This is a genomic window from Nostoc sp. CHAB 5715 (assembly GCF_020829685.1).
Taxonomy (GTDB): domain Bacteria; phylum Cyanobacteriota; class Cyanobacteriia; order Cyanobacteriales; family Nostocaceae; genus Nostoc.
The window spans coordinates 1-2,261 of sequence record NZ_JAIVFR010001112.1 but is presented as its reverse complement, the minus strand read 5'-3'; the positions used below and the strand labels follow the sequence as shown (position 1 = coordinate 2,261).

At 43.3% G+C, this 2,261-nt stretch carries 2 protein-coding genes and 2 pseudogenes; all 4 read left to right on the top strand.

Features of this window, described 5'->3' with window-relative positions; all coding sequences use genetic code 11:
• Positions 1 to 270, top strand: a pseudogene (locus LC574_RS36565) (hypothetical protein); the annotation flags it as partial.
• 104 nt (positions 271 to 374) lie between these two features.
• Positions 375 to 578, top strand: coding sequence for a hypothetical protein (locus LC574_RS36560; RefSeq protein ID WP_229458511.1), 204 nt, complete (start codon positions 375 to 377; stop codon positions 576 to 578).
• An 8-nt stretch (positions 579 to 586) separates the two neighbouring features.
• Positions 587 to 1,240, top strand: coding sequence for a hypothetical protein (locus LC574_RS36555; RefSeq protein WP_229458509.1), 654 nt, complete (start codon positions 587 to 589; stop codon positions 1,238 to 1,240).
• A gap of 5 nt (positions 1,241 to 1,245) precedes the next feature.
• A pseudogene (locus LC574_RS36550) lies at positions 1,246 to 2,261 on the top strand (substrate-binding domain-containing protein); the annotation flags it as partial.

Genomic DNA, 2,261 nt, shown 5'->3' with positions numbered 1-2,261 from the left:
CTGGTTGGTGGTGCTGGTTCTGATACTTTCGTTATTGGCAGTTCCTTCGGTGTTGAATACCTAGGTCTTGGTTACGCTACCATTACTGACTGGAACCCCTCTTCTGATTTCATTCTAGCCGGGGGTTTCTCTAGTCTATACTCTTTGGGGAATGCAGACTTGAGTGGCGGTTTTGCTCTAGACACACAAATTTACTATGGCATTGACTTGATCGCTAACGTTCAAGACACTACCAATGTCAGTCTCTTTAGAGACTTCATCTTTGCCTAGTCAGCACTTTGTTCGCTTTCTAAATGCATTTTTGCTTAAAAGTTTGCGATGACGCACAGCGCCCGTAGTCAATGCGATCGCATTTCCGGCCATGAGCAAAAAATATGCGTTATCTAGAATCCTTGCAGAGACGTAGCACTGCTACGTCTTTTTCTTACCATTTGAAAACGTTAATTGCATACTCTGCAAATGATTTCATCGTTTGTAAAAGCTTTGCTGTCAACGAATTCATTACTTTGGCAGCCTATGCCAAACTTATCACAGCTAAAGAATGCGATCGCACATCGGCAATCCGTTTCCAAAATTAATTTATAGAATGATGACTCAACCCAGGGGCAATCCTTTTCGACTGTCTCACACTCAATTCTTAGTGGCTGGTCTATTAATTGGTTATATTAGCTTTGTTTTGTGGCTAGGAATACGTTTAATTGTTCTATTTAGCGGCGCAGTGATTGTTGTATTGGCGATCGCTTCTTGGTACGTGCAACTCGAAGGTCAAAAAATCAGCTCTTCAGCAGTCTCTGCAAATTTACTAGAAAAAGATGTTTTTTTAAGTCAAATCAGTTACTTTAATAACCGAATTCCTGATACTTCTCAATCTCTATGGCGATCGGTTCAGCAACAGGCTCAAGCCATTGGGCAGATTGCGACACAAATTGCCCAACAGGAATCAACTTTCACTCCAGACTTGCTCGAAACATTGCACACTGTTCTCGATTTAGTTGACCAACTGGTGCAAGCATTGCAGGTTATTCAACAAGTGCAAACACCACGTTATCGAGAGTTGGCGCAACAACAGTTACAAAGCAGCATGACTCGACTTCAGCAAACCCATGACCAGCTTCAGGAATTGCACGACCAAATTGCATTGGAAAGTCTGGAGCGGCGTTCACTTAGCGCTCCTGCTGTCATCTCGATCCGGCTGCAAACACTGATTGCGGAAAACGAAAGAGGAATTTTAGGAGATTAAAAACTATGAAAAATTTGCCTTTCAAATTTTGCCTAGCGATCGGACTATGCCTGACATTTTTGTCGATTTGTACAACACCATCATCAATCAATTCATTTGAAAGTGCCGATCGCTATCTAAGCCAACATCTTTTACCCAGTATTCAATTGGATTCACAGCTTGTATCTGACACCGCCGCCTATAATGTGGTGATTCCTCCACTAGCTGATTCTGTGCCCGATCCAAACTCGTTTCCTCTATACGGTGCAAAGCCAAGCAAAGATCCGAATATCGTGTATGTCGAAATCTACAGCTCGGCTGAAAAAGCGAATGGAGAACGACAGGATGAACGTTGGTTAATTGATGTCGTTGAAAAATTTAATCAGCAACGACAAAGGCTCAGTTCTGGAGAAGTCATTCAAGTGGGGATTCGGAATATTCCTTCTGGATTGGGGACACAGATTTTAGCTGCTAAGAAAGGGAAACCCGCAGGTTACACACCAGCAACGGCTTTATGGTTAGAGTTACTGAAAGCTGAAGGATTGCCACTGCAAGCGATCGCACCTGCATTAGTCTCGAACCAAGCCATCTTTGCAATCCAACCCCAGGTGTATCAAGAACTGGCTAAAGGTGGAGGGGTGACGTTTGATCGCTTGATGGATGCCATTCTTGCTGACAAAATCGAAGTTGGTTATTCCAATCCTTATATCGCCTCATCGGCGTTGAATTTTCTGCATACACTGCTTTGGCGTTCAGCAGGTCATGCTCAAGATGGCAAACCATTGACTATGGCTGAACTAGAGTCTTCTCAAGTCAATTCAGTTTTTAGCACCTTCCAGAAACAAATCGCCCTGACGACGCCCACATACTTGGACTTAAAGCAAATTTGGATTCGCGATCCCCAAAAGTTTCAGGCAATTGTCATGGCCTACCAAAGCTATGTCAATCTGAAGAAACAGCCAGAATTTGCACAGCTTGCTTACATTCCCTTCGGTGTTCCTGAAAATTCGCCATTAGTTGGATTTGATTGGAATACAGCATC

Excerpts from the sequence above, each read along its gene's own strand:
- LC574_RS36560 (WP_229458511.1), top strand. The coding sequence starts at position 375 with ATGCGTTATCTAGAATCCTTGCAGAGACGTAGCACTGCTACGTCTTTT.
- LC574_RS36555 (WP_229458509.1), top strand. The coding sequence starts at position 587 with ATGATGACTCAACCCAGGGGCAATCCTTTTCGACTGTCTCACACTCAA.